Source organism: Acidimicrobiales bacterium (assembly GCA_040219085.1).
Taxonomy (GTDB): Bacteria; Actinomycetota; Acidimicrobiia; order Acidimicrobiales; family JAVJTC01; genus JAVJTC01.
Genome location: JAVJTC010000024.1, coordinates 38,096 through 61,991 on the forward strand (window position 1 = coordinate 38,096; position 23,896 = coordinate 61,991).

The 23,896-nt window shown below is 68.6% G+C and carries 28 protein-coding genes and 1 tRNA gene; 10 read left to right on the top strand and 19 right to left on the bottom strand.

From position 1 onward, the window contains the following. Nucleotides 1-2 precede the first annotated feature (2 nt). From RIE08_10050 to RIE08_10060, 3 genes are all read right to left on the bottom strand, one after another. A complete protein-coding gene (locus RIE08_10050) occupies nt 3-1,019 on the bottom strand; it encodes a pirin family protein (GenBank protein ID MEQ8717940.1) in 1,017 nt (338 codons plus the stop codon). Between the two features lie 88 nt (nt 1,020-1,107). After that, entirely contained in the window at nt 1,108-2,613 is a 1,506-nt protein-coding gene (locus RIE08_10055) for a nucleoside hydrolase (GenBank protein MEQ8717941.1), read from the bottom strand. 49 nt (nt 2,614-2,662) lie between these two features. After that, nucleotides 2,663-3,025: a metalloregulator ArsR/SmtB family transcription factor gene (locus RIE08_10060; GenBank protein ID MEQ8717942.1), complete on the bottom strand. Its 363-nt coding sequence runs from the start codon at nt 3,023-3,025 to the stop codon at nt 2,663-2,665. A gap of 89 nt (nt 3,026-3,114) precedes the next feature. Here RIE08_10060 and RIE08_10065 point away from each other — a divergent pair, with 89 nt between their 5' ends. Genes RIE08_10065 through RIE08_10080 form a run of 4 tightly spaced genes read left to right on the top strand, consistent with a single transcriptional unit; the run spans nt 3,115 to nt 7,204 of the window. After that, complete coding sequence (locus tag RIE08_10065) at nt 3,115-3,510, top strand: ArsI/CadI family heavy metal resistance metalloenzyme (protein MEQ8717943.1); 396 nt, start codon at nt 3,115-3,117, stop codon at nt 3,508-3,510. A gap of 21 nt (nt 3,511-3,531) precedes the next feature. Then, nucleotides 3,532-5,097: a peptide chain release factor 3 gene (locus tag RIE08_10070; protein ID MEQ8717944.1), complete on the top strand. Its 1,566-nt coding sequence runs from the start codon at nt 3,532-3,534 to the stop codon at nt 5,095-5,097. A 49-nt stretch (nt 5,098-5,146) separates the two neighbouring features. Further along, nucleotides 5,147-6,559 (top strand): NAD-dependent malic enzyme, encoded by a 1,413-nt coding sequence (locus tag RIE08_10075; GenBank protein MEQ8717945.1) that lies wholly within the window; start codon nt 5,147-5,149, stop codon nt 6,557-6,559. 48 nt (nt 6,560-6,607) lie between these two features. Then, nucleotides 6,608-7,204: a hypothetical protein gene (locus tag RIE08_10080; protein ID MEQ8717946.1), complete on the top strand. Its 597-nt coding sequence runs from the start codon at nt 6,608-6,610 to the stop codon at nt 7,202-7,204. On the opposite strand, the gene RIE08_10085 is transcribed toward RIE08_10080, so the two are convergent. From RIE08_10085 to RIE08_10100, 4 genes are all read right to left on the bottom strand, one after another. Beyond that, the gene (locus RIE08_10085) at nt 7,194-8,126 is read right to left on the bottom strand and encodes a TIGR03560 family F420-dependent LLM class oxidoreductase (protein MEQ8717947.1); all 933 of its coding nucleotides are present in this window, start codon (nt 8,124-8,126) and stop codon (nt 7,194-7,196) included. The two genes, RIE08_10080 and RIE08_10085, sit on opposite strands and share 11 nt — an antisense overlap. 42 nt (nt 8,127-8,168) lie before the next feature. Continuing rightward, nucleotides 8,169-8,348, bottom strand: a complete 180-nt coding sequence (locus RIE08_10090; GenBank protein MEQ8717948.1) for a DUF5522 domain-containing protein — start codon at nt 8,346-8,348, stop codon at nt 8,169-8,171. A gap of 32 nt (nt 8,349-8,380) precedes the next feature. Beyond that, nucleotides 8,381-8,698 carry a MarR family transcriptional regulator gene (locus tag RIE08_10095; GenBank protein ID MEQ8717949.1) on the bottom strand — a complete coding sequence of 106 codons (318 nt, stop codon included), beginning with the start codon at nt 8,696-8,698 and terminating at the stop codon, nt 8,381-8,383. A 121-nt stretch (nt 8,699-8,819) separates the two neighbouring features. Further along, nucleotides 8,820-9,392 (bottom strand): YceI family protein, encoded by a 573-nt coding sequence (locus tag RIE08_10100; GenBank protein MEQ8717950.1) that lies wholly within the window; start codon nt 9,390-9,392, stop codon nt 8,820-8,822. A 106-nt stretch (nt 9,393-9,498) separates the two neighbouring features. Here RIE08_10100 and RIE08_10105 point away from each other — a divergent pair, with 106 nt between their 5' ends. Genes RIE08_10105 through RIE08_10115 form a run of 3 tightly spaced genes read left to right on the top strand, consistent with a single transcriptional unit; the run spans nt 9,499 to nt 11,428 of the window. Then, nucleotides 9,499-9,990: a MarR family transcriptional regulator gene (locus tag RIE08_10105; GenBank protein MEQ8717951.1), complete on the top strand. Its 492-nt coding sequence runs from the start codon at nt 9,499-9,501 to the stop codon at nt 9,988-9,990. Between the two features lie 8 nt (nt 9,991-9,998). Continuing rightward, nucleotides 9,999-10,442: an SRPBCC family protein gene (locus tag RIE08_10110; protein ID MEQ8717952.1), complete on the top strand. Its 444-nt coding sequence runs from the start codon at nt 9,999-10,001 to the stop codon at nt 10,440-10,442. Continuing rightward, on the top strand, nt 10,439-11,428 hold the full coding sequence (locus tag RIE08_10115; GenBank protein ID MEQ8717953.1) for an SDR family NAD(P)-dependent oxidoreductase: 990 nt from the start codon (nt 10,439-10,441) through the stop codon (nt 11,426-11,428). The genes RIE08_10110 and RIE08_10115 overlap by 4 nt, the downstream gene beginning before the upstream one ends. Before the next feature lie 3 nt (nt 11,429-11,431). On the opposite strand, the gene RIE08_10120 is transcribed toward RIE08_10115, so the two are convergent. Continuing rightward, entirely contained in the window at nt 11,432-11,974 is a 543-nt protein-coding gene (locus RIE08_10120; GenBank protein MEQ8717954.1) for a DoxX family protein, read from the bottom strand. Between the two features lie 62 nt (nt 11,975-12,036). Between RIE08_10120 and RIE08_10125 the strand changes: the two genes are divergently transcribed. Together RIE08_10125 and RIE08_10130 are read left to right on the top strand one after the other, a co-directional pair. After that, on the top strand, nt 12,037-12,294 hold the full coding sequence (locus RIE08_10125) for a hypothetical protein (GenBank protein ID MEQ8717955.1): 258 nt from the start codon (nt 12,037-12,039) through the stop codon (nt 12,292-12,294). Nucleotides 12,295-12,345: 51 nt separating this feature from the next. Continuing rightward, the gene (locus RIE08_10130) at nt 12,346-12,615 is read left to right on the top strand and encodes a cell division protein CrgA (GenBank protein ID MEQ8717956.1); all 270 of its coding nucleotides are present in this window, start codon (nt 12,346-12,348) and stop codon (nt 12,613-12,615) included. Between the two features lie 147 nt (nt 12,616-12,762). Here the strand turns inward: RIE08_10130 and pknB are convergent, their stop codons facing one another. The 6 genes from pknB to RIE08_10160 are packed head-to-tail and all read right to left on the bottom strand — an operon-like array spanning nt 12,763 to nt 19,905. After that, nucleotides 12,763-14,871, bottom strand: coding sequence for a Stk1 family PASTA domain-containing Ser/Thr kinase (gene pknB / locus RIE08_10135; GenBank protein ID MEQ8717957.1), 2,109 nt, complete (start codon nt 14,869-14,871; stop codon nt 12,763-12,765). 47 nt (nt 14,872-14,918) lie between these two features. Continuing rightward, on the bottom strand, nt 14,919-16,406 hold the full coding sequence (locus RIE08_10140; GenBank protein ID MEQ8717958.1) for a penicillin-binding protein 2: 1,488 nt from the start codon (nt 16,404-16,406) through the stop codon (nt 14,919-14,921). After that, nucleotides 16,403-17,719 carry an FtsW/RodA/SpoVE family cell cycle protein gene (locus tag RIE08_10145; protein MEQ8717959.1) on the bottom strand — a complete coding sequence of 439 codons (1,317 nt, stop codon included), beginning with the start codon at nt 17,717-17,719 and terminating at the stop codon, nt 16,403-16,405. The genes RIE08_10140 and RIE08_10145 overlap by 4 nt, the downstream gene beginning before the upstream one ends. A 5-nt stretch (nt 17,720-17,724) precedes the next feature. Then, entirely contained in the window at nt 17,725-18,630 is a 906-nt protein-coding gene (locus RIE08_10150) for a Stp1/IreP family PP2C-type Ser/Thr phosphatase (protein ID MEQ8717960.1), read from the bottom strand. 37 nt (nt 18,631-18,667) lie between these two features. Continuing rightward, nucleotides 18,668-19,207 (bottom strand): FHA domain-containing protein, encoded by a 540-nt coding sequence (locus RIE08_10155; GenBank protein MEQ8717961.1) that lies wholly within the window; start codon nt 19,205-19,207, stop codon nt 18,668-18,670. Between the two features lie 38 nt (nt 19,208-19,245). Further along, the gene (locus RIE08_10160) at nt 19,246-19,905 is read right to left on the bottom strand and encodes a DUF3662 and FHA domain-containing protein (protein MEQ8717962.1); all 660 of its coding nucleotides are present in this window, start codon (nt 19,903-19,905) and stop codon (nt 19,246-19,248) included. A 62-nt stretch (nt 19,906-19,967) separates the two neighbouring features. On the opposite strand from RIE08_10160, the gene RIE08_10165 reads away from it, so the two are divergent. Continuing rightward, nucleotides 19,968-20,051: transfer RNA gene (locus RIE08_10165), tRNA-Leu, on the top strand. Nucleotides 20,052-20,136: 85 nt separating this feature from the next. On the opposite strand, the gene RIE08_10170 is transcribed toward RIE08_10165, so the two are convergent. The 5 genes from RIE08_10170 to RIE08_10190 all read right to left on the bottom strand — a co-directional run bounded on the left by RIE08_10170 (nt 20,137) and on the right by RIE08_10190 (nt 23,894). Beyond that, nucleotides 20,137-20,340: a cold-shock protein gene (locus RIE08_10170; GenBank protein MEQ8717963.1), complete on the bottom strand. Its 204-nt coding sequence runs from the start codon at nt 20,338-20,340 to the stop codon at nt 20,137-20,139. Nucleotides 20,341-20,412: 72 nt separating this feature from the next. Beyond that, nucleotides 20,413-21,495 (bottom strand): acyl-CoA desaturase, encoded by a 1,083-nt coding sequence (locus RIE08_10175; protein ID MEQ8717964.1) that lies wholly within the window; start codon nt 21,493-21,495, stop codon nt 20,413-20,415. Between the two features lie 134 nt (nt 21,496-21,629). Continuing rightward, nucleotides 21,630-22,385 carry a DUF2786 domain-containing protein gene (locus tag RIE08_10180; protein MEQ8717965.1) on the bottom strand — a complete coding sequence of 252 codons (756 nt, stop codon included), beginning with the start codon at nt 22,383-22,385 and terminating at the stop codon, nt 21,630-21,632. A gap of 76 nt (nt 22,386-22,461) precedes the next feature. After that, complete coding sequence (locus tag RIE08_10185; protein ID MEQ8717966.1) at nt 22,462-23,097, bottom strand: hypothetical protein; 636 nt, start codon at nt 23,095-23,097, stop codon at nt 22,462-22,464. 83 nt (nt 23,098-23,180) lie between these two features. Further along, complete coding sequence (locus RIE08_10190) at nt 23,181-23,894, bottom strand: MBL fold metallo-hydrolase (protein MEQ8717967.1); 714 nt, start codon at nt 23,892-23,894, stop codon at nt 23,181-23,183. Nucleotides 23,895-23,896 lie beyond the last annotated feature (2 nt).

The following is a 23,896-nucleotide window of genomic DNA, read 5'->3' on the forward strand; positions in this document are numbered from 1 at the left end:
CCTCAGCGGCTCTCGACGGTCCCGTCGGCGTGGCGGGCGAAGCGGCCCTGCGTGCGGTCGTGGACCGGATCGGGTCGCGGCCAGGGCCATCCCCCGAAGCCGGTCTGTTGGTAGTCGAGCATCGCCTGACGGATGCCGGCCTCGTCGTTGAGGACGAACGGGCCGTACTGGGCGACGGGTTCGTCGATCGGTCGACCGCCGAGGAGAAGGCACTCGACGCGCTCTCCCCCGGCCCGTAGCGGAACCGCCGCGTCGCCGCGGACAACCACTCCCCTCGACGTCTCGCATTCGACGCCGTCGACGTCGAGCGCACCACCACCGAAGAGGTAGAGCACCCTGGTCGTCGTCGGAGCCGTGGTCGGCAGCGACCAGGTGGCGCCGGCGTCGAGCACGATGTGCCAGATCGTGACGTCTGTGTCGGCGCGGCCCGCCCACGAGTCCGGTGGCGGCGGCGGCGGACGGAGTCCGTCGAGTTCGCCCGCCATGACCGTCACCTCGGTGCTCCGACCTGCCTCGTCGGTGTAGCTCGACGAGGGGATGTCCTCGGCCCACAGCATCGTGAAGTAAGGGTCGACCATCTTGTCGTCGGCGGGCAGGTTCAACCAGATCTGGAACAACTCGACCGGGTTGGGGCCTTCGCGGTCGAGAAGCGGGAACATCTCGGCGTGGACGATCCCACCACCGGCGGTCATCCACTGGGTGTCGCCGCGGCCGAACCGGGCCGTGGCACCGAGTGAATCCGAGTGGTCGATGAGACCGCTTCGGGCCCAGGTGACGGTCTCGAACCCCCGGTGCGGATGCTGGGGGAATCCGGGCACCGTGGAACCGTGGTACATGCTCCAACCGTCGCGACCCGAGAAGTCCTGGCCGATGGCGCGCCCGGCCAACGAGACGGCGGGGCCCATCTCAGCGTTGGCCACCGGGTAGTCGTCACGGTGATGCACGCAGAACAGAAACGGGTCGAGGGTGGGCCAGGGCGGCGCGCCCAGCGGGAAAGTCCGGATCACGGCGTCGGTCACGCCGTCGATGTTAGGGGCGGCGAGGCCAACGCCCGCTGCCTCGGCGTGATGGGCTACACGTTCATCGCGCGCGAGCCCTGACAAGAGCTCAGGCGCAGCCTGTCGTGACCTGTACCCCGCGCAGCTCGGCCTCGAGCTCGACCTCCGCACACGCAGCCGCCACCGAAGCCAACGGATCGTCGACGGTTCGCGCGGCAACCAGCTGCTCGAGACCGGTGAGGAACTCGTCGGCCGTCATGGCCCTGGCAGAATCGAGAAGTTCCCGTACACCGTCGACGAGCCCCTCCCGGAGTGCCGCGAAGGTGCCCAGCGACTGGCGAATGTTCTCGTGCTGGGTACGGAACAGCTGAGGGGGGTCGATGGTCGCGAGACCGGCGGCGAAGTCGGCAAAGGCGTCGAAGACATCCTCCACGGCGACCACCGGCGTGTCGCCGAGGGAGACGACGGTCTGGGAGCCTTCGAACGAGAACAGCATCGTGAACGCAGCGTCGGTCGCGGCCGACAGTGTGGCCCCGAGCTCGTCGAGACGGGACAGATAGGCGCGCTCGGCGTCGTCGAGGGGTGACACCGTGGGTGCCGTTCCGCCCGACAGAACATCCGCGAACCGGTCCGCGAACAGAGCCGGGTCGGCCGCCGTCGCGACGAGGACGGTCGGCCCGGCCGGGTCGTTCACCGTCGCCCCATCCGCGTCGACGAGCAGGGCCATGCTCCGCAGCGTCACGACCTCGGGATCCGTCGCCGCCACGGCGGCGAGTTCGTCCCAGAAGAACCAGCCCTCGGACGAGATCACGTCGATAGCGGCGTCGTGGAGTTGACGGACGGCCTCGCCGCCCGGCTCGAGAGCGCTCGCTCGATCGAGCCGGGCCTGAATCGCCCGTGAGCCCGGCACGTCGACGGTGGCATCGAGCGGGATGACGACGATCTTCACCCCTGACCCGAGGACCCGCTGATCCGCCTCGGGGTCGATGTAGAAGTTCCACTCCACGGTCGGCGAGTCGGGCACGTTGCCCGCCACGTCGATGGCTCCGCCCATGATCACGATCCGGTCGATGGCTGCGAGAAGGTCGGGCCGCTCCGCGACGAGGATCCCCAGGTTGGTGAGAGGCCCGAGGGCGACGATGACCACCGGATCCTCCGCCGCCTCGAGAGCCGAGACGAGCGTCGCAACAGCGTCGCCTACCGGGACTTCGCCCGCGATCCCGGGAAGGACCACGCCCGGGACCGTGCGTGATGCCTCGACGAACTCGGCCGGCCAGTGATGGGAACCGATGAGCGGCTCTTCGGGGCCACAGGCGACGGGAACGTCGGCGTGGCCCGTGATGCGCAGTAGCGCCACGGTGTTGCGAACACCCGGGCCACATTCGGACTCGCCCGTCCCCGCGAGCGTGACCGCCACCAGATCGGAACCAGGGTGCGTTGCGAGGTACATCAACGCAGGCACGTCGGAGAGCGTGGGGCTGTAGTCGACGATCAGCGGAACGCGGTCTGCTCCGTCGTCTCCTGCCGCGTTCGCGTCGGATGGGCCACCGGAACCACATCCCGTCGCGAGGAGTCCTGCAACGACGACTGTCGCCAGGAGTTTCGAGATGTCCATGCCCCTACAGACGGTCGCGGCGCGGTCCCGGGTGACGTCGCCGTGAGGATCAGTTCCCGGAGGTGGCGACCGGCGGTGTCATCGCCGCGGTGAGTTCTTCGAGACGCGTGGCACGGATGCGGAACCATGCCCACTTCCCACGCTGTTCCCTTTCGAGAACTCCGGCGTTCACGAGCTGGGACAGGTGATGGCTGACGGTCGGCTGGGACCGGTCGAGCACGGCCGGCAGGTCGCAGGCGCAGATCTCGCCGCCCGGTGCCGCTGCGATGCAGTTGAGGATTCGCAGGCGGGCCGGGTCCGCCAGAGCCTTGAGGACAGCCGCCAGTTCCGCCGCTTCCGGTTCGCCCAGCAAAGAACCGAACAGGGGCGGGCAGCAGTCCTCGGCGCAGCAGGTCGGCTCCGGGTCGGCCATGACGTCACCCTAGCAACGTATTGACAGATGTCGAAGTGTCTGCCACTCTCACATCGACAGTTATCGATCTGAATGGAAGAAGCACCCTCATGCGCCTGCAGCTCGCCCTCGATGTCAGCGACCTCGACGAGGCCGTCGATTTCTACTCGAAGATGTTCGCCACCCCCGTTTCGAAGCGGAAGCCCGGCTACGCCAACTTCGAGATCGAGAACCCACCTCTCAAGCTGGTCCTCTTCGAGAACCCGGCGAACGCCGGCGGGATCAACCACCTGGGCGTCGAGGCCACGACCGCCGACGAGGTGACGGCTGCGGACGGGCGACTCACCGACTCGGGACTGACCACCACCGGGGTCGATGACACCGTGTGCTGCTACGCCGAGAAGACCGAGACCTGGCTGGACGGTCCCGACGGAGCCCGCTGGGAGTGGTACGTCAAGAACGCCGACGCCGAGGTGGTCAGCCCGGACGCCGCCTGCTGCACCTGACGACGGCGGTAGCGTCGGGGGGTGTCCGACATCAGTCGCGAGGCCGCCCGCCGGCGCACCTTCGCGATCATCTCCCACCCCGACGCCGGCAAGACCACGCTCACCGAGAAGTTCCTCCTCTACTCCGGGGCGGTCCTCGAGGCCGGAGCCGTGAAAGCCCGCTCCGGGCGGCGTTCGGCCACCTCGGACTGGATGGAGATGGAGCAGCAACGCGGCATCTCCGTGGCCTCGACCGTCCTGCAGTTCGACTACGACGACCACGTGATCAACCTTCTCGACACGCCGGGCCACCGCGACTTCTCCGAAGACACCTACAGGGTTCTCGCCGCGGTGGACGCCGCCGTCATGGTTCTCGACACCGCCAAGGGCATCGAGGCCCAGACCCTCAAGCTCTTCGAGGTGTGCCGGGCGCGCGGCGTCCCGATCCTCACGTTCCTCAACAAGTTCGACCGGCCCGGGCGCGAACCGCTCGAGCTCATCGACGAGATCAGCGACCAGATCGACCTGCGGGCCACCCCGATCACCTGGCCGGTCGGCATCCCGGGTGACTTCCGCGGGGTGATCGACCGTCGTAGCGGTGAGTTCATCCGCTACACCCGCACCGCCCGCGGCGCCACGGCCGCGCCCGAGGAGATCGTCGACGCGGTGCGGGCCATCGACGAAGAGGGCGAGGCGTTCGAACAGGCGGTCGAGGAGACCGAACTGCTCGACGCCGTCGGGGCCGACTACGACGAGAAGTCCTTTCTCGCCGGCGAGAGTTCCCCCCTGTTCGTCGGCTCGGCTCTGACCAACTTCGGTGTGCGCCACCTCCTCGACGCCGTCGTCTCCTACGCCCCGCCTCCCTCCCCCACCGAGGACCGCGCCGGCGTCCCTCGGGCTCTCGACGAGCCGTTCGCCGGAACGGTGTTCAAGGTCCAAGCCAACCTCGACCCCGCCCATCGCGACAGGATCGCGTTCGTCCGGGTCCACTCGGGCCGCTTCGAGCGGGGCATGACGCTGATCCACGGACCCTCGGGCAAGCCGTTCGGCACGAAGTACGCGACGTCGGTGTTCGGCTCGGAGCGCGACACGATCGACGAAGCCTGGCCCGGCGACGTGATCGGACTCGTGAACGCAGCCGATCTCCGCATCGGCGACACGCTCTACGACGGCGCTCCCGTCGAGTTCCCCCCGATCCCGCGCTTCGTCCCCGAGGTGTTCTGCGAGGCACGGCCCCGCGACGTCTCCCGCTTCAAGCAGTTCCGCCGCGGCCTCGAGCAACTCGAGGAGGAAGGCGTCGTGCAGGTGCTACGGCGCGATATCGCCAGCGATGTCGCGCCGGTGCTCGCCGCCGTCGGTCGGATGCAGTTCGACGTCACCGCCTACCGCCTCGAGCACGAGTTCGGTGCCGAGGTCGACCTGTCGCCGTTGCCCTACGAGGCCGCTCGGCGAACCGACGAGGAGTCCGCCCCCCGACTCGCCCGGATGTCGAGCGTCGCCGTGCTGACCCGCACCGACGGCGCGCTCCTCGCGCTCTTCGAGAGCCCGTTCTGGCTCCGCCGGGTGGAGGCCGACCACCCCGAGCTCACTCTCGAGACGCTGAGCTGACCGCCCCGGCGAGGCGGTTCCTCCCCCCCGGGGCGAGTACCGTCGGTCCGTGGCCAAGATCCCGACATCCGCGTACTCGATCGCCCTCAAGGTCCGCCTGAAGAACGTCCCGGGCGTTCTCGGCAGACTGTGCGTCGCCATCGGCGATGCGGGCGGCAACATCGGCGCCGCCGACGGGTTCGACGTCCGTGGACCGACCCTCGACCGTGAACTGGTCGTGCACTGCCGTGACACGGACCACCAGGACCGCGTCGTGGCAGCCGTGCGCGCCGTGGGCGACGTCGAGCTCATCGACTGGTGGGACCGGACGTTCGCGATGCACGAGGGCGGCAAGATCGAGGTGCTGCCGTTGTGTCCGGTCAACGACAAAGAGGACCTCGCGATGGCCTACACCCCGGGCGTGGCCCGGGTGTGCACCGCTATCCAGAACGACCGCGAACTCTCCCATGAGTACACGATCCGCAAGAACACGGTCGCGATCGTCTCGGACGGGACCGCCGTGCTCGGACTCGGGGACATCGGCCCGGAGGCGGCCATGCCCGTCATGGAGGGCAAGGCACTGCTCTTCAAAGCCTTCGCCGGCGTCGACGCCTTTCCGATCTGTCTCGACGTCGCGAACGCCGACGAGCTCGTCGACACGGTCATGCGCCTCGCACCGACGTTCGGCGGCATCAACCTCGAGGACATCGCCGCGCCGGCGGCCTTCGAGGTGGAGGAACGTCTCAAGGAGGCCCTCGACATCCCCGTGTTCCACGACGACCAGCACGGCACCGCTGTGGTCACCTTGGCCGCGCTGAACAACGCCCTGAAGATCACCGGCAAGTCGATGGAGAACCTGCGTGTCGTGATCTCGGGAGTCGGTGCCGCCGGCGTCGCCATCGGCAAGATCCTCCTGAACGCAGGCGTGGGCGATGTGATCGGCTGCGACAGCGTCGGCACGATCTTCGAGGGCAGGGACCGTCTCAACGTCGCCAAGGAGTGGTTCGCGTCCCACACCAACACCGACGACCTCCAGGGATTGCTGACCGATGCTCTACGCGGCGCCGACGTCTTCATCGGGGTGAGCGCGCCGGGGCTGCTGACCGCCGCGGACCTCCGCACGATGGCGGCCGACCCGATCGTGTTCGCCATGGCGAACCCGGACCCGGAGATCCGCCCCGAAGACGCCGACGGCGTGGCGGCCGTGATGGCCACCGGCCGATCCGACTACACGAACCAGATCAACAACGTCCTCGCGTTCCCCGGGATCTTCCGTGGCGCCCTCGACGAGCACGCGACCGACATCACCGAGAACATGAAGCTCGCGGCTGCGGAGGCCATCGCGGCGGCGGTTTCCGACGAAGACCTCTCACCGGAGTTCATCGTCCCCTCCGTGTTCGACAAGTCCGTGGTGTCGCAGGTGGCGCCGGCGGTGGCCGCGGCGGCACGGGCCGACGGCGTGGCTCGACGCATCGCCGACTGAACCCGCACTACGGTCCCACACCACGACAGTCGACCAGAGGGAACGAACATGCGTCTGCAGCCGGGGATCAGCACAAGGCCGTACGAGGAGCTGCTCGCGGAGACCACCGATCCGCTGCACCGCCGGATCCTGGAACTGACGATCCTGCACTTCCGCTACGAGGGGCTGTGCCAGATCGATGATCTGATGGCGACCGTGGCGCCGAACCCCCGCTACGTGCTGCACGGCGGGCCCTGGGGCTACCTCGTTCTCGAGGGCCGCGAGGCCGTCGCCGAGATGTACGACGGGCTCACGACGGCCGCGTCGATCATCGAGTCCGAGACCCGCCACATCGCGCTCGCGGACTGGGGCATCTCGTTCCACACGCTCGTGAAACACCAGATCCCCGGACGACACCTCCTCGAGTGGGGCCCTCAGGACTACGACCACAGCCATCTGGGCGGCATCGACGACGACGCCCATTACCTCGTGCAGATCGACTCGTCGGCGCTGTTCACCTACGACAGCTTCGACGGGGAGGTGCTGCTCACCGGCGAGATCGTGTGGTGGCACAACCCGCCGGGCAGCGTGACGCTGATGGACCCCGCCGACGTGCTCAGCGCGCAGGACGCCCGCTCGGACTGGATGGCCCACCTCAGCGCGTAGCGGGGCGGATGATCTCCTCCATCAGACGATCCATCCGGGCGATCCGATCATCGGGGTGGACGTTGAAGTCGGCGACCATCAACTCGTCACAGCCGAGGCCCGGATAGCGCGCGATCACCGCGCGCAACTCCTCGGGGGTACCGATCAGCATCTTCGGACCCGAGTGGACCTCACGGGCAGCGGCAGCCGCAGACGGATCGTCGTGGATCTGGATCATCACCGCTGCACTTCGTCGGATCTCCGCCGGGTCTCGCCCGACATCGCGGCACAACCGGTCGAGGACGGCGCTCTTCGCGGCGAAGCGCTCCGGATCGGCCCAGAGGTTCCACTCATCGGCATGGCGGGCGACCACGGGCATCATCAGCTTCTCGCCCTGCGCGCCGAGCATCAGGGGCAGCTCACCGAGGGGCTTCGGCTCGGCCGGCGCCGAGTCCAGCCGGTAATGGCGTCCCACGAAGTCCGTGCGTTCGCGCCCCAGGAGACCGAGCAGGACCCGACAGGCCTCGTCGAGGCGACGGGCACGCCCGGCGGGGGACGGATAGGCGAGTCCGTAGTGGCGGTGCTCGTTCTCCTGCCACCCTGCCCCGAGGCCGAGAACGGCCCTCCCACCGCTGATGTGGTCGACGGTGGCGGCCATCTTGGCCACCAGTGCCGGATGCCGGTACGTGTTACCCGTGACGAGCACGCCGAGGCGGACCCGGGTCACCGATGCCGCCAGCCCGGCGAGCAGGGTCCACCCTTCCAACGTCGCCGTGAGCTCCGGGTCGACCGCCGGTTCGGGTTCGTCGCCGTATCCCGACTCGGGTGGCATGAAGTGGTCGGGGACCCAGATCCCGTCCCAGCCGGTGTCGGCCGCATGGCGACAGGACGTCACGATGTCGTCCCAGGTGTTCATGCTGCTCGTCCAGTGGCTGACCCGCATGTCGTCAGAGGCTAGGCGCTGGTCCTGTTCACACTCGGCGCACTAGTCCCCGCCGGCCCAGGGGCAGTGCCGACATCCCGTGTCACAGCACGCCCCCCGGTCGAGGAGATAGGCGGCCGTCATCACGAAGAGGCCCGTCTGCGGATCGATGTAGCCGGGTTCGCCCGCATCAACGGCACGCCGGTGTGCGTCGAGGATCTCCCCCCGGCGGGGGTGATTCACCGCCAAGCGCGACGGATGAGGCTCGGGGACGCTCAACCGGCGGCGTCGGCGCCGAGGTGACTCAGCTCCAGCACCGGATCGAGCGCACCGAGTAGCTCACCGACGGTGCGGCCTGCATCGAGGCGATGCCGGAGAGTCGCGTCGTATGCCACGCTGTAGACGTTGCGGCGTCCCTGGCGTTCCCGCCGCAGGTAGCCACCCGCCTCGAGTTCGCCGACGATGCGTTGAACCGCACCCTCCGTCACCCCGACCATCTCGGCGATGTCCCGTTGACGGAGGCCGGGCTCCCTGTGGATCACCAGGAGCACATGGGCGTGGTTCGTCAGGAAGGTCCAGGTCTCGTCCGCCATGGGGAACGGCTCAACTCCTCGGGTTGGTCGACACAGGGACAGACCCCGCTGAAGGGACAGACCCTGCTGAACATACTTGTTCAGTAGATGGTATTCGACGTCGCCCGATTTCGCACCCGCTTCAGTCAGAAGGGGCGACGAGCTGGATCTCCAGTTCGATGGTGACCTTGTCGCCGATGGCGACCTTGTCCGCTCCGAGTGGGACGTCGAAGCTGATGCCGAAGTCCTTCCGGCTGATCGCGGACGTCGCCGAGAAGCCGGCCCTGGTGGAGTCGTCCATCGGGTAGACCTCGGTCCCGTGGAGTTCGACGCTGAAGCTGACCGGTCGGGTCGTCCCGGCGAGGGTGAGCTCACCGTCGAGGCGGTAGTCGTCGCCGTCGGCCACGACGCCGGTCGAGCGGAACGTCATGGTCGGGTTGGTGTCGACGGAGAAGAAGTCGCCCGAGCGCAGGTGGGCGTCGCGGTCGGCGTTGTTGGTATCGACCGACGCCATCTGGACCTCGGCGTCCACCCGGGTGTCCGCGACGGAGTCCCCGACCACGACGGCGCCGGAGAAGTCGTTGAAACGGCCTCGGACCTTGGCGAGGCCGAGGTGGCGCACGGTGAACTCGACCGCGCTGTGGACGGTGTCCACCGACCAGGTGCCGGCGGCGAGGGGCATTTCGTGGGTCGTGGTGGCTGTGGGGGTGCTCATCGGTGTCGTCCTCCCGGCCCGAGGGCCAATCTGTTTAGATTTGAACTTGTATGTCCACCGTAGCGGGTAGTTCAAACTTTGACAACCCGTCGGCTAGGCTGTCCGTATGGAAGCCCCGCCCGACCGCACCGACGCCGACGTCGACGTCGACTGGCTCGACGCCGACGAGCAGGTCGCATGGCGCGCCACCATCGAGGCGCTCAGCCGCCTCACCGAGCGACTCGACGACGACCTCCGTGAGTTCGGAATCACCCTCGACGACTACGAGATCCTCGTGTTCCTCTCCGAGAGCGACGAGCGCCGGGCCCGGATGACCGATCTCGCTCACCGACTGCTCACCTCGAAGTCGCGTCTCACCTACCGCATCGACCGACTCGAGAAGGCGGGCCTCGTGTGTCGCGAGGCGTGCCCCACCGACGGCAGAGGAATCCACGCCCGCCTCACCGACGAGGGGTTCGCCCTGCTCGAACGGGCGGCGCGGGTTCACGTAACCGGGGTACGTGACCACCTCGTCGCCCACTTCGACCGGGCCGACTTCCTCGAGATGGGTCGATGGCTCTCGAAGGTGGCCGCATCCCTGCGCGAGAGCCACCCGTAGAATCCACCATGGCCCGATACGTCACCAGTCTCCGCACCTCGCGCTCCCCCGACGACGCGTTCGCCTACCTGGCGGATCTGCGCAACTTCGCCGAGTGGGACCCGAGCGTCAGCCGGGCCGACCTCGTCACCGGCACCGAACCGGGCCCCGACGCCGAATTCGACGTCAGCGTGGAGGTCGGGCCACGCACGCTCACCCTGCGCTACCGCACCGAGGTCCACGATCCGCCGCGCCGGGTACGAGTGAAAGCCGAGAGCCGCCTGCTCACCTCGATCGACACCATCAACGTGACCCCGGTGGGAGCGGGCTGCGAGATCACCTACGACGCCGTTCTCCATCTGCCGTCGGGCCTTTCGCTACTCGACAGCCTGCTCGAGCGGGCCTTCCGTCGCACCGGGGACAAGGCCGCGGCGGGCCTGCGGCGGGTGTTCGACGCCGACGCACGACCGTGAGCCGCTGGACGGACCTCGCGGACACGGCGCTGGAGGTCCCCGTGGTGACCTCCTTCACGAGCATCGGGTCCTCGCTGCGCCGACGCCTCGACGACTGGACCGACCTCGACGACTACGACCTCGGCGGCCGGGTCATCGTGATCACCGGCGCCACCTCCGGACTCGGACTCGCCGCCGCCCGCCAACTGGGCCGCTGCGGAGCCACCGTCGTCCTCGCCGGCCGGAACCCGGACAAGACGGCCCGTGTGCGGAGCGAGCTCGTCGCCGAAACCGGCTCGGACCGCTTCACCACGGTCACGATCGACACCGGTGACCTCGATGCAGTACGGGCGGCTGCCGCGACGATCCTCGCCGACCACGACCGACTCGACGTTCTCGTCCACAACGCCGGCGCGCTCTCCGACGAGCGCCGCGAGACGGCTGCCGGTACCGAGGTGACCATCGCGAGTCAGGTGGTGGGGCCGTTCCTGTTGACCTCACTACTCCTCGCCCGACTCGAGGCGTCGAGTCCGGCCCGGGTGCTGACGATGGCCTCAGGCGGGATGTACGCCGCGCCGTTGACCGTCAGCGATCTCGAGATGAGCCTCGACGACTACGGCGGTTCGGAGCAGTACGCGCGCGCGAAGCGGGCCCAGGTGACCCTCAACGAGATGTGGGCGGAGCGCTTCGCCGGCTCCGGCGTCCGGTTCCACGCGCTGCACCCCGGCTGGGCCGACACCCCGGGGGTGGAGGCGTCGCTGCCGACGTTCAGGCGGATCGTCGGACCGCTGCTACGCACACCCGAAGACGGCGCGGACACGCTCGTGTGGCTCGCGGCCGACGACGGGGAACCGCTGGCCAGCTCCGGCGACTTCTGGCTCGACCGGCGTCGCCGTTCCATCCACAAGCTCCCGACGACCCGCCGCAGCGACACGCCCGAACGCCGCGCCCGCCTGTGGGAGCGCTGTTGCGAGCTGGCCGGCGTGGATCCCGCCTCGCTCGTCTGAGGCTCAGTCGTCCCCACCGTCGGTGGCCTCGGGAGGGCGCCAGAAGGCCACGAGTGTGATCAACGCGCCACCCACCCCGGCCACGAGCGCGATCAGCAGTCCGGTCCAGCCCGTCAGGTCGTCCAATCCGGTCGCGTCGTCGATCGACCACTGCCCCGCCCCCAGCGTCGCCACCACCAGCGAGAGGACGGTGAGCGTCATGAGGTACTCCCAACCCTCGGTCGGGCGGTTGAAGACCCAGAAACCCGCATCGCGGTGGTTGGTGACCCAGGCGACCACGAGGACCCCGATGACGCCTGCGGACGCGACGGGGGTGAGGAAACCTGCCAGGAGCAGAGCGCCCGCTCCCATCTCGGTGATACTCGCCGTCCAGGCATGGACGATCCCGGGCCGCATGCCCATGCTCTCGAACCAGCCCGCCGTTCCCTTGATCTTCCCACCGCCGAACACGTGGTTGTACCCGTGGGCGACCATGACGACACCCAGGACGACCCGCAGCATCAGCAGTGCCAGGTTGATGGCGTCGAGATCCGCGTCTGCGATCACGTGTGCTCCCCTACTCCGGCGTACCGGTCCGACGTCGCCGGCCCGAACCTAGCCTGGAGACCATGTTCGGCACCGTGATCCAGATCCTGATCGCCATCGCGATCGGTGTGGCGATCATCTGGTCGGGCCTGGCCGTGCTGCGGGCCCTGGCCCAACCGATGCCCGAACCTCCCCCTCCCGGCGAGCTCCGGAAGGTGAAGATCGCGTTCCGCTGCTCGATGTGTGGGACCGAGGTCCGTATGACGGTCGCCCCCGACGAGGACCCCCCGCCGCCCCGGCACTGCCTCGAGGACATGGACCTCGTCGCGCCCATCGAGTAGCTCGACACGGCCCGGGAGGCCGACCGCTGCCCGAGCCTCTATCCTTGCGGCATGGCCAAGCCTCCGAAACGCAAGGTCCAGGGCGGTCGGGTGACCGAGAAGGGGACCCAACCGAGCGGCCGCTACACGCCGCCCACCTCGAACGCCGACAAGATCTCTCCCACGTGGGTGCCGGTTCTCATGGCCGTGTTCATGGCCGTCGGCGGCCTGGTCATCATCCTCAACTACCTCGGTGCCTTCGGCGAGACCGACAACTGGTACCTGCTGCTGGGCCTCGGATTCGTTCTCGCCTCGATCATCACCGCCACCCAGTGGCATTGACGCCCTGCGTGATGATCTAACCGCTTCGCGTCTATATTCGGTCGGGCGACAGGTGCGGTTTGCCTGCAGGCAACCCTGTCGTAATCACAGAACTGTCATTTCCCCCAGGTTGATCCACAACCTGTGGACAACTCCGGTGGACAGCGACTAGGCCCCGGGCGTCGCCGTCGGGGTCGGAGATGGCGAAGGAGTCGGCGTCGGTGTCGGGTCGGGGGCCCTCGCCACGACGATGCCCACCACCGATCCGGGTTCGACCTCCGCGAAGGCGTTCGGGGACTGGTCGATCACGGTTCCCTCGGCGGCATCGGTCGTGACCGCTTCGCTCTGGGACACCTCGAGGCCGGCCGCGGAGATCTGCGCGATGGCCGAGCTCACGTCGAGGCCGACGACACTGGGCACCGTCGCCAGCGGCTCGCCGTCGGAGATGAACATGGTGACGACCGCGTCCTTCTCCAACTCCGTACCGGCGGCGGGCTCGGTGCGGATGACCTGGCCCTCGGGGACCTCGAGCGAGGTCTCACGTTCCTGGAGGATCTGGAATCCGGCAGCCGTCAGTGCCGCGGCCGCCGTGGCGGGGTCGTTGCCGCCCACATTCGGCACCGGGCGCATTTCGGGGCCCTCCGACAGCGTCAGGGTGATCACGTCGCCTTCTTTCCCCGATTCACCCGGGGCCGGCGACTGGGCGAGTACCTCGCCCGGCTCGGCGTCCTCGTCGGGGATCTCCTCGGTGACGACCGTGAACCCGAGACTGTCCAGGAGCTGCGCCGCGTCGGTGGCCTGCTGACCGACGACGTTGGGGATCGCGACCGCCTCGGCGCCCGCGCTCACCGTCACTGTGACCACCGAGCCCTCGTCGATCCGGATCCCGCCCTGGGGGTTCTGGGCGAAGACCTGGCCCTCGGGGACCTCTGCGTTCTCCACCTGTTCGGGCCGGACCACGAACCCGGCGTTCTCGAGCTCACGTATCGCCTCGAACTGGTCCAGGCCGATTACGGACGGGACCGCGATCTGGCCGACGTCGACCACCGTGTCGCCGTCGTCGTTGCCGTTACCGCTGGAGTCCTCCAGCACCTGCACGAGGATGACCGCGGCGATGACGATCGCGAGGATCAACAGGACCACGCCGAGGACGAACAGCCCCGTGCGGCGGGTCTGACCCGTGCGGTCGTATGCGCCGTAGGGGTACACCGGCGTCGCCGCGTCGTAGCCGGGGGGGTAGGCCGGCGGAGCGTAGTTCGCCGGGGTCTGACCCGACGGGCGACCCGCCTGCCGCTTACCCCGGTTGGCCGGCAACGCCGTCGTCGGCTGAGAGCCCGAGGCCGGCTGTGAACCCGACACGGGGCGCGAGACCGTCGTCGGGTCGGTCGATCCCGGCGCCGCGGCTGCACCGGCTGCGCCCGCGGCCCGACCCGGCCCGGCTGCCCCGTCGCGGTAGCGGCGCAGATCGGCACGCAGGGCGTCGGCGGACGGGTAGCGGCGCTCGGGGTCCTTGAACAGGAGCCGCATCGTGATTGCCTCGAGCGGCCGGGGAACTGTGGCTCCCGACTGGCTCGGAGGTGTCGGCGCCTCCTGTACGTGCTTGTAGGCGATGGCCACGGGCGAATCACCGGTGAACGGCGCCTCGCCGGTCAACATCTCGTAGAGGACGACGCCGAGCGAGTAGAGATCACTACGGGCGTCGACGCGCTGGCCCTGGGCTTGCTCAGGGGAGAAGTAGGTCGCCGTCCCCATGACGGTGCCGGCCTTGGTGAGGTCGGTGTTGACGCCGGCGGCGATGGCGGTGGCGATGCCGAAGTCGGCGACCTTCACCTGGTTCTGAGGCGAGATGAGGACGTTGCCCGGCTTGATGTCGCGGTGGACCAGTTCGTTGCGGTGGGCGAAGGCGAGTGCACCGGCCACCTCGTAGGTGATCCGGGCGGCACGGTCGGGATGGAGGCGACCCTCGGAGCGCAGAACGTCAGCGAGGCTCCGGCCCTCCACGTACTCCATGACGATGTAGTAGGTGGAGCCCTCGCGGCCCCAGTCGTAGACCCCGACGATGTTGGGGTGGCTGAGGTTCGCGGCGGCCTGCGCCTCCCGGCGGAAACGCTCGACGAAGGTCGGGTCCGCGGCGAACTCCGCGAACAGCACCTTGACCGCTACGGCGCGGTCGAGGAGCTGGTCACGGGCGAGGAAGACATCGGCCATGCCGCCGCGAGCCAACCGCCGGTGGAGCTCGTAACGGCCGCCGAGGATGGTGGGTCCCTGGTCGGACATCGTGGACGAAGTCTAGGGACCGTGACTCCGGCCTTGGTGGCACAGAGTCACCCGCCCACGCCGCCTGCGGCGATGGCCGCTTCGAGCACAGCCCTCGCAACCGGGGCGGCGACGCCCCCACCGGTCTGTTCCCCGCCGCCGGGTACCGCCTCCACGATGACCGCCACGACGAGTTCCGCCGGGCCCTCCGCCGGCCCCGCGAACGCCACGAGCCAGGCGTGGGTGTCGTCGGCCGTCCCGCCGTCGGACGCGGTGGTCTGGGCCGTACCGGTCTTGGCCCCGACGACGACTCCCGGGATCGCCATGGACGTCGCGGTGCCCGCCTCGACCACTCCGATCATGAGTTCACGCATCGTGGCCGCGTCGACCTCGCGCAGCGCCCGCCGCCAGGACCTCGCCCCCCACTCGTCGATGATGTCGCCGTCGGCTGCAACGATCCGATCCATGACGTGGGGCTCCATGATCACCCCGCCGTTGGCGATGGCCGCCGTGGCGAGAGCCATCTGCAGAGGGGTCGCCGCAACGTCGTTCTGGCCGATCGAGGACTGGGCGAGTCGGGGGATGTCGCGTTCGAAGTCGGTGGGGAAGACCGACTCGGCCGCGGCGGGAAGGTCTACCGGTGGCGCATCGTTGAAGCCGAAGTCCTCGGCCGTCTCGACCATGACCTCGGGGCCGAGCACCTCGGCACCCATCTCCGCGAACGCCGTGTTGCACGAGACCCGGAGGATCTCCGGCAGGGCGCCCCCGCAGATCGACCCCCGGAAGTTGGTGATCGGGACCGTGGTGAGCGGTGGGACGTACTCCGCCACCGCCGGGAACACCGGATCGGCGAGACCGACGATCCCGCTACTCAGGCCCGCTGACGCCGTGACGATCTTGAACGTGGAACCCGGCGGATACCGCTCTCGGTAGCTGCGGGCGAGGTCCGGCTTCGTCGGATCGTCGAGCAGCGCTTCGCGGGCCGCACGCGCCACTGCGAGATCGGTGCCTGACAGGGGTCCCGGGTCGTAGCTCGGGAACGACCAGAGAGCGACGATCGAACCGTCGCGCGGGTCCATCACCACGACCGAGCCGTTGCGGTCACCGAGAGCCGCGCGGGCCGCCTCCTGCACCGTGGCGTCGAGGGTGAGGACCAGATCGCCGGTGGTGTCGTTGTCGCGGAACAGGTCGGCGAAGCTGCCGAACTGCTGGCCCGCCGTCTGTCCCGCGAGCTCGTCGTTGTAGATCCGTTCGACACCGTCGGCGCCGAAGTCGAAGGAGAAGTAGCCGGTGACGTGGGCGAAGAGCTCCCCGAACGGATACTGCCGCTCCCGGCGGAGCTGGCCGCCGACATCGACGGTGGTCGCCACGATCTCACCGTCGATGGTGAGAATGTCGCCCCGGGGCTCGCCGAAGTCGCGGACGATGTCACGGGTGTTGAGCGGGTTCTCCTCGAGCTCGGACCGCTCGAAGAACTGCAGCCGGTTCAGCTGCACGAACAGCACGGCGAAACATACGAGGAGGCCGAGCCCGACCAGGCGGATCTGGCGGTTCATCGCGGTGACAAGGTCTCGCGCGGGCGGCCTGGTTCGACCTTCTGCAGCGTGATGGCCTCGTCGGAGATCCGCACGAGCAGAGCCAACAGCACGTAGTTGGCGACGAGCGAAGAGCCCCCGTAGGACACGAACGGCAAGGTGACGCCCGTCAGCGGCAGGACCCGGATGACCCCGGCGATGATGATGAAGGCCTGGACGCCGAGCAGCGTGGTCAGGCCCGCTGCGAGCAGCTTGGTGAAGTCGTTCTCGACGGCCAGGGCGATCCGGAGGCCGGTGCCGATCATCAACATGAACGTGACCAGGACAGCGGTCGCGCCCAGAAGACCCAGCTCCTCACCGATCGCCGCGAAGATGAAGTCGGTCTCGGCGAAGGGGATCCGACCGGGGTCACCCAGGCCCGGTCCGGTGCCCGTGAGCCCTCCCGAACCGAAGGCAAAGGCGGCCTCGACGATCTGGAAACCGTCCCCCCGGGGGTCCTGCCAGGGGTCGAGCCACACGTCGACACGGGTCTGCACGTGGGTGAACTGGCTCCACGCGAACACGGCCCCGCCGAGGAACAACGTCCCGCCCATCAACAGGTACGCGGCCCGCTCCGTAGCGATCCACAGCACGACGAGGAACAGCGTGAAGAACAACAGCGACGACCCCAGGTCGCGCTCGTAGAACATGACGATGAGCGAGGCCCCCCAGCCCAACAGGACCGGGCCCAGGTATTTCGGTTCGGGCAGGTTCAGCGGCCCGAGCTTGTAGGTGCTGACCCGAAGGAGCTCGCGCTTGTCGACCAGGTAGCTCGCGAAGAAGACCGCCAGGGCGAGCTTCGCGAACTCACCTGGCTGGAAGTTCAGCGGGCCCAGGTTCACCCAGATGCGGGCGCCGTTGACCTCCTGGCCCAGCACCGGCAACAGCGGCAGCCCCAGCAACACGAGTCCCGCGAGCATGAACGTGTAGCGGTAGCGCTGGAGGTCACGCGTGCGCCGGACGAGGACGAGGGTTGCGACGTACGCCCCGACACCGACGAAGGTCCACGTGGACTGAAGTGCCGCCAGGCCGTCATCGAGGCGTGCGATGAAGACGTAGCCGATCCCGTTGAGGAGCCCGGCCAGGGGAAGGAGCAGGCCGTCGGCCTGGGGGGCGAGACGCCGCGTGGCGATGTGGGCGACGATCAGGAGCCCGAGCACGACGCCGAGGAACGGGCCGACATTGGCGGGGATCGTCGAGAACCGGCCGAGGCTGGCCAGGACGTAGATCCCCGTCGTGATGGCCGCTGCGCCGACGAGAAGGCCGAGCTCGGTGTTGCGGCGGCTCCGGCGCACGGTGCTCAGGCGCCGCCGCGACCGAACATCCGTCGCCACCAGGGCCGCTTCGGCGTGTCCTCACCGGCGTCGGGATCGGAATCGTCGGCCGCCTGCACGGTTGCCGGCGAGCCCGGCGCGGCGAGATCAGCAGCGACGGTCTGATGCTCTTCGGTCGGTTCGCCAGCCGTGACCACGGCGTCCCCCGACCCGCTCATGTCCACGTCGACGATCACGACGGTGATGTTGTCACGGCTGCCGGCCCGGTTGGCAGCGTCGATCAGGTCCTGCGCTGCGACCTCGGGGTCGTCCACGGTCCCGAGGGTTGCGGCGATGTCGGGCTCGCTCACCTCGTTGAACAGGCCGTCGCTGCACAACATGAAACGGTCGCCGTGGATCACGGGAAGCAGGAAGGTGTCCACCTCCACTTCGTGCGAGACACCCAGCGCGCGGGTGAGCACGTTGCGCTGGGGGTGGTCCCGGGCCTCTTCGGGGCTGAGACGACCCTGTCTCAGGAGGTCCTCGACCAGCGAGTGGTCCAGGGTCACCTGGGCGAGGTGGTCGTCCACGTAGCGGTAGACCCGGGAGTCGCCGACGTTGGTGACCGCCAGTTGTTCGACCCCGTCGACGTCCACGAGGCCGAGCGTGCACAGGGTGGTACCCATCCCGTACAGGTCCGGATCCTCGGAGGCCCGTTGGAGAATCGCCTCGTTGGCCGCTCGCACGGCGGTGACGTAGTCGTCGACCCGCCGCGTCTCGCCGAGCGACTCGACGAGTGCCTCCACCGCGATGAGCGAGGCGACCTCACCACCGCGGTGGCCGCCCATCCCGTCGGCGACGGCGAAGAAACCGGCTGCGACGACGAGGTTGTCCTGGTTCACGGACCGGACGTGGCCGACGTCGGTACCCGAACCCCATCGGAAGGCGGTCATCGCAGGGTCCCCCCGGGGTCGACGGCACGAATGGGGATCATCGCACGTCCACGACGGTCGAACCGATCGTGATGCGGTCGCCCTTGGAGAGCGGGACCGTCGAGGTCACCCGCTCGCCGTTGTGGAGCGTGCCGTTGGTGGACGCGAGGTCCTCGAGGAAGTAGGCGCCGTCGCGGTGGAAGACCCGGGCGTGCAGGTTCGAGGAGAAGGTGTCGTCGAGGCGGACGTGGCACCCTGGCGCCCGCCCGATCGTCAACTCGCCGGTGAGCTCGAAGGTCCGCCCGGCGCTTCCCACGGGTGCGGTTATCTCCAGTCCTGTAGGAGTCCTGCGCGCAGACCGGGCCCGCCGGCCACGGCCCCGACGCTTCGACGAGGCGGGCGCCCCACCCGGCGGAGGGCCGACCATCGTGGCGCGCTGGAACTCGGGGCCCGGCGAGGTGTCGGGGCCGCCGCGGGCGAGTTCGGACAGCCGTGGCGTGCGCAGCTCGGTCCACACGGCCCACATCACGCGCAGGAAGAACAGGTACAGGAGGCCCAGCAGGGCGAGCTTGAACACGGTGAGAAGCTGTTCGTCCACGGGTCCAAGAGACTAGTTGTCCGCGGCGGCAGGCCGGGTCAGCCCACTTCGTAATGCATCTTCGTGGTCCCGAAGACGATCTCGTCGCCCGATCGCAGCACGTGTTCGGTGACCCGGGTGCCGTTGATGACCATCCCGTTGGTGGAGCCGAGGTCCACGAGTTGGTAGCCGAAGGCCGTTGGGCGGACCTCGGCGTGGCGGCGGCTGACGTTCGGGTCCGACACGACCACCGCGTTCTCCGAGAGCCGGCCGACACCCATGACCTCGTTGCGCAGGGCCACGCGTTCACCGCCCTCGAACACGAGTGCGCCCGGTCCGAGGGCGAGCTCGCCCTCCTTGAGACGCGACGCCACCTGGAAGGCGCCGGTTGGGTACTGCTCGGCCTCGGTGAGCAACACCTTCACGGGCCCCTTGAAGACGTACCCCTCGTCCACCGCGTGGTCCCGGGCCGCGTCGGCCAGCTCCCCGCACAGCGTGGACTCGATCTCGGAGAACTCCGCGAAGTCGGCGGGCGACACGTACACCCAGAAGTGATTGGGGACGACCGTCTCGCCCGAAACCCCCGTCGTGCGGTTGTCGTCCATCTCGCGGGTGATGCGCTTGGCGATCTCCAGCGGACGCAGACCGGACTTGAAGACGCGTGCGAACGCCCCCTCGACGAGTCGTTCCAGGCGCCCTTCGAAACCTCGGATTCCCACGGCGCAGAGGATACCGACCGCGCGAGGCACCCCTGACCGCAGGTACCATTCGATCTCCACTCGCGCGAGTGGCGGAATTGGCAGACGCGCAGGCTTCAGGTGCCTGTGTCCGAAAGGACGTGAGGGTTCAAGTCCCTCCTCGCGCACTCCGGTGACAACGTCACGAGACGCACCCGAAAACGGCGGAAGGCCGCCGTTTCCGGCGGCCTTCCAGCATCAGACTGAGCTGCGTCAGACGACGCGGACGTTCTGCGCTTCCTCACCCTTACGGCCGGGCGCTACGTCGAATTCGACCTTCTGGCCCTCGTCGAGCGAACGGTAGCCGTCGCCCTGGATGTTTGAGTAGTGGACGAACACGTCGTCGGCACCCTCGCGAGAGATGAAGCCGAAGCCCTTCTCTGCGTTGAAGAACTTCACGGTTCCGGTTGGCACAATTTTTCTCTTCTCATCTTCGGAACAGATCCTTTTGATCTGCCCACATGACAGAGACTAGCGCCGAACCGGCCGTTATGCACCGGGCAGGGCCGGTACCGGCCGTCCCATCTCCCTCAACCAGCGGCCGTGAGAGCGCACCGCGGACCACATGCCGGGGTGCTCGCGATACTCGACGCCGATGGCACCACACCCGGCCTGGAACCGGGTCCCGACGGACCGGTAGACGGTATGGGGAAGCCGCGGGGCGAGGTGGTGTTCGATCTGGTGGTCGAGCCCACCAACGAGCCAACGGAACGCCGGACCGAGCACGGGGACCGTCGTCGCGACGTTCTTGGTCGTCGCCAACTGATGGGGGATGAAGTCACGGCCGCGGTGCGGTGTCGACTCGTCGACGAACTCCACGCCCTCGACGCAATGGGCGACCTGGAAGATCACGGCGAGTGAGAAACCCACGAGCCACGACATCGCCACATAGAAGAGGATGACCGCCCACCACGGGTTGAAGAGGATGGGGATCACCAGCGCCCAGGTGATGTGGGCCAACTTGCCCGTGATGACGCCGAGAACGGTGGTCAGCTTCGGCTTGCGTCGCAGGGCCTGCTCCCCGATCTCCGCCTTGATCAGGTTCGTGAGGTCTCCGAACAACACGTTCTTCAAGGTCATGAAGCCGTAGAGCGGCCACAGGTAGATGTGCTGGAGCCGGTGCCACGGCTTCCACTCCTGGCCCGGCGCCAGCCGGGCGATGGGCGCCTGGAGGATGTCGCTGTCGACCCCCTCGACGTTCGTGCTGCCGTGATGGAGGGTGTTGTGCTTGAACCTCCACAGCCACGAGCTCGCGCCCAACGCGTCGCCGGTGTAGGAGGCCAGCCGATTCACCCAGGCCCAGCGCGAGAAGGCGCCGTGGTTGGCGTCGTGCATGATGTTGGTGGCCACCGCGATCAACAGACCCACGAGGACCCCGGCGGAGCCGATCCGCAACCAGAAACCGCTGCTCGAGATCACGAGCACCCAGTAACTGAGGGCGACGAGGACGGCGATCACCGTGGCCTTGGTGTGGAGACGACGGCGAGCCCGGCGGATCTCGGCGGCACTGGGCAGGACCGATCTCCACAGCGCGCTCAGGCGGGCGGTGGTGTCATCGACTTGGACGGACATCGGTTGGCTCCTATAGCGGGTTCGGAGGAGGCGAGACGATGTCGGGGTTATGGACAAGTCGGCTTCTGACCGAGGATTCGTGAGTCCATACTACCTCCGCAATCGTGCTCTGGAGGGTCAGGCGGTGGGTCATTTCACCGGGCGCTGCGCAGTGCGCGGCGACCGCCGGGCAGACCCCCGGTGGCCAGACTGGCCGCGTTCGCAGCGGCCACGCCGTCCGAGTAGGCGTCGCCCCGAACGGACCGTGACATGCGGTCCGCGCGCAGGCGCCCGAGCTGGTCGGTCATGTGGCGCCGGGCCCGATCCGTGGCATCCGTCAGAGCGAGCCCGGCCGCCTGCGGATCCGCCGAGGCGGCCTCGGCGGCACGACCGGCCTCGACGAGACGCTGACCGATCCGGGCGGCGAAACCGAACGCGAAGCTCTTGCGCCACTGACGGGTGAGCGCCGCCATCTCAGCCGGTGTCGAGAACGCCGCCCACTGGTCCCGCTCGGGGTGCTGCACTCTGGCGACGCGCGCGAGAAGCTGTGGCTCGACCGCGGCGTAGAGCAGCTTCGTGGTCTCGAGGTCCGAGCGGTCACCGAAGACCGACATCGTGCCCTTGCGGCTGCCGCGACGACGGCTGATGCAGGTGGCGCAGCGGTTGGCGGACGCGATCCCGTGGAGGAGATCCTGGCGCGGCCCCGCCCACCGGCCGAACACCTCGATGTCGATCCGACCCATCCGACCCGGGTCCGCGCCACGCAGATCGGCCTGGTCGATGGCGTGTTCGGCCATGAGCTGATGGGCCTTGGCGAAGAGCGCGTCGGCCTCTTCGGCGAACTCTGTCGAAGCCGCCTTCGCCAACAGGGCGTCGACGCGGCGGCGGATGGTCTCGGTGTCATCGGTCACTGTCGGTACCTCTACCCGTCCGGGAATGGTGCCCCACTCTGGAACCGGACTGTGACAATGACCGGGTGAGCGGCGATCAGCCGGTCAGCATCCAGCGGCGGGAACGCTCGTCGACCGCCTCGTCGGCGAAGAAGGCCCTCCCGGCCTCGCTATCGGTGAAGGTGTCCCACTTGTCGTCGGCCGTCTCGTCGTCGAAGAGCTCCATTGCGGCCGAGTGGTTGAAGGTGACCCGCGCGGCGCGCGGTTCGGCGAAGAAGTCGCTCGTGTCCTTGTCAGTCGCCGCCGACTCGATGTCATCGCCGTCGCCGCCGTCCCCATCGTCGTCGGTCTGATCACCCTCGGCGACGACCGGGACCGGTTCGGCCACGGCTGCGACGAGGGGGACCGCCCGCGCGGGATCCTCGGACGCCTGACGCCGCGCGTCCTCGACGATGCCGGCCGCCGTCTCGCGAGCAAGACGGACGATGTGGTCGAAGACCCGTGCGCTGGCGCCGGCCCGGGCGGCGGCGGCGTTCGCGTCGGCAGCGTCCTGGCGGGCGGCGTCGACTTCCCGTCGGAGATCGTCGAGTCGCCCATGCGCCTCGTCGAGTTCACGCTCACGGCGGGCCAGTAGATCCCGCGCCCGCTCGACGTGGGCGTCCACCGCGGCGCGGTCGTACCCCCTGAAGCGACGATCGAACTCCGCCGTCGCGTGCTCGGTGTGTTCACTCATGACCCACTCCGCTCCTGCCCAGCCATGTCGCGCGTATCGGCACGCGCGGTACCGAAGTTGAGGGGTTCAGAACGGGGGGGACCTCAGCGACCGAAGACCCGCAACCACGTCTCGGCCGTCTTCGGCACGAACACCTGGTTGGTCTCGCGGGTGTGGCCCATGGTGGCCGACGGCTCCGGGGAGTACCGGTGGCCGGGGTACAGGACGGTGTCGTCGGAGACCTTCGCAAGCTTCTTCGTGAGGCTCTCGTACATCTGCGCGGGGTCGCTCCCCGGCAGATCCATGCGTCCGCACCCCTGGAGGAACAGCGTGTCCCCGGCCACGAGCGAACCGTGCACGAGGAAACACTGGCTGCCGGGTGTGTGCCCGGGCGTGTGGATGAGCTCGACGTCGACGTCGCCGACGCTCACGATGTCGCCACTGTCGTGGGTGACCAGGTGGCCGGGCTCGAGGCCGGTCACCCGGCGCACGAGGTCCGCCTCGGGCGCCTGGACGTGGATCGGGACGTCCACGATCTCGAGCAGCTCGGCCACGCCGTCGATGGAGAAACCCATCATCTCGCCGCCGACGTGGTCGGGGTGGTAGTGGGTGGCCAGGACACCGGTGATCGTCATGCCGTCGCCCTCGGCGACCTCGACTATCCCGGCCGGGTCGTAAGCCGGGTCCACCACGAGGGCCTCGCCGGTCTCGCGGTCACCGACGAGGTAGACGAAGTTCACCATCTGCCCGGCGAGGGGGTCGTTGCGTGCGAAGTCCGTCCCGGAGAGGAGTTGGCGGAAGTAGAAGCGGTCGTCCACAC